Annotated in this window: 2 protein-coding genes; both read right to left on the bottom strand. The window is 31.0% G+C overall.

Features of this window, described 5'->3' with window-relative positions:
• Positions 1–400: 400 nt before the first annotated feature.
• Positions 401–1,288 carry a hypothetical protein gene (locus tag OM075_RS24770; RefSeq protein ID WP_301193247.1) on the bottom strand — a complete coding sequence of 296 codons (888 nt, stop codon included), beginning with the start codon at positions 1,286–1,288 and terminating at the stop codon, positions 401–403.
• A gap of 161 nt (positions 1,289–1,449) precedes the next feature.
• Positions 1,450–2,265, bottom strand: coding sequence for a hypothetical protein (locus OM075_RS24765; RefSeq protein WP_301193246.1), 816 nt, complete (start codon positions 2,263–2,265; stop codon positions 1,450–1,452).
• Between the last annotated feature and the right edge of the window lie 400 nt (positions 2,266–2,665).

Raw genomic sequence — 2,665 nt, 5'->3', positions numbered from 1 at the left:
GGGCGTCGACCTTGATCATGCTTATGCATGGAGCCGGAGCCGAATTGAGGAACGAAATCATGAATACCAAAACTAATAAACTATTTATGAGTAATGGGAGGTTGGGCTATTGCTCAGAGTCCTATTTTAGGAACCACTATTACGGTTGAACGACTTCAAAAACGTGGCTATATTGCTTTATCTGATATGTATAATCAATTGCACTCTTCTTTGGCTTCAAATTCTAATACCTTATTCCCCATGATGTAGAGAACCGCCGTATATGTTCCTCCATTTTGAAAGTCCTGTGGACTTTTTAAATGGAAGGAAGGAGCAAAGATCGCGTACGTACGGTGGTGTGAGAGCTTCTCCACTAGGCTTTTAGTCTAGTGGCTTGCTACTCAATTGGCAAACGTAATTTTTAACACATCCAATCCCAATATTCACTACTTTTTAAAAAGTCTATAAATGAAACTTGAACTATACATTCACCTTTTCTCTTTATATAAAATCTCGATTCAATTCGATTCCACCCAAGTATAAGTTCCTTAGTTTCTAATTTGCAATAAATATCATATACTTTCTTAACTCTTAATAAATATTCCTGCATCTCATTTAATGAATCAAAACGACTATCATCAGTCCCAATTCCTTTTTGAATCAATTTATTATCTACGGTGTTTATTTTTTCAAATTCTCCTGCCAATAAATAATCAAGTGTATTAATATCAGTCATTTTATTAACTATATCCTTAAAGAGATAAAGTGATTTACATGATTTATTTTGACCATACTCAAAACAAATTAAATTATCTCCATATGGAAATAATCCTAGTGGTACTAATTCAATTTTCACTTTAGTATCAGTGCCAACACGAGGTATTTCGACATCAATAAAAAATATTGGATTACTATATTTTATTTCTAATTTTTCAGACAAGAATGAATTAATACCAAAATCAATCGGGAGTATTTCATTTATGTTTTTATTTGAAGAAATTTTTCTTTCCCAGCTACATAATTCCTTATCAGATTGAAGAATAATATATTCTCCTTCGTTATTTTTATAGGCTCCTACTGTTGAACTACACGAACAACCACATGTCGGCCATGAACCTGATATTTTTAAATATCCATTTTTTGAGTCATCTATCTTATTAAAATCGGGAACACCATCATCATCCATATCCTCAAACATTGAATAACAATGACTTACTCTACTCCATAAAATTTCACTTAATGATTTTTGTGATTGTCCAAATCCCAGTAATGGTATTACTGATAAAATTATTAGAAATATATTTTTCATAATCAAATTTTATTCAGGTCGTGAGTTTATTATGTTTGCCAACGATACACATAAATTTATGGGGCTGATTGCGACCTTCATTCCTGTTAAGCTAAACCAAAGCTAATACGTGATAGAAATCTTCAATTAATTTAAGACCAGCCCTTAAATTTCATGTGCTGTTAGGCATTGTTTCTTACTTTTATTTCCAAATTTTGCAAATTATTTATATTGTAATCAGGATTTTCCACCAAATATTTAAAAAATAATTCTCCGAAAATATTGATTGATTTTGCAAAATCTTCGACCTTATTTTTTGTTATAATTGTAATAGGAAACGTATCATTTTCAAATCTATTTAAATGACTTCTATGTTTCAGTATTCCGGTTTCAATTTCATTTATTTCTAATTCTGAATCTTTGTTTAATCCCAATGCATAGAAAGGAGCATCAATAATCAAAATCGGTAATACTATAGAGTGTACATTATCCGTTTTGTAGTCATCTTCGTATTCTTTCTCTTTTGATATAAAATGGTTAAAAGACTTGAGCAATGTGTTAACGGCTTTATGAATTGTCTCATCGCTTGTATTAAACGCCTGAATTAATTTAAAACCACTTTCAAATTTTCCGGGCACATCAATTTCTGTAGGACTACCTGTTAAAAAAATCATTGATAATAAATCATTACTACCGTAAATTTCTCCAAGAGAAAGTTTTTCTTCCTTAATTGAATTGTTCTTTAGTAAAAGAAATGGTTTCGTTGATTTTTTGCATTCAATAAGTAAATGAATATCTAAATTAACTTTGAAATCCTCTATATCCCAACTTTTTGATGCAAACAAATCTAATTCACGTGAAATATTATTTTCTTTATCTTGATATATTTCTGAGTTAATGATTTTGTAATCATATTTGCTCAATACTGATTCTGTAAAAATTTCAAGTGGATATCCTGTCTTATTAATCCATTCTATTAATCTCTCATCTATTCCCATAATTTTGATTATGCTTTTCTTTTGTTAAATTTCAACGTCCATAAGACTAAAATGCAATAACTCTTGCGTATTATATAAAAAACATTCCAGTATGTATTTTTCTTTCGTTAGCTACGGATGCCTAAAAATTTTTCCAGCAATAATTAACTTTCTATAATATTGATTCGGTGTATTTTAGAATAATGCCTAACGGTTGTTATTAATTTTGTGGCAGTCTGCGGACTGCATCATTGTCCGCCAGGTCAATGATAACCTGCGGGAGCCGAACTCCCAAATTACAGCTAATATGCCATTAAATTACATAACGTGTGTGTGCCCTGCATGAGCAGCAGTGCACCCACACCCGAAGTTCTTGAAAAAGTTTAAAAATACAAATCTTTTGTGATAAACATCGGGTGTG

This window comes from Plebeiibacterium sediminum (genome assembly GCF_026013605.1).
GTDB lineage: Bacteria > Bacteroidota > Bacteroidia > Bacteroidales > Marinilabiliaceae > Saccharicrinis > Saccharicrinis sediminus.
Note: the sequence above shows the minus strand (reverse complement) of the source record. Positions and strands in the feature narration are given on the sequence as shown.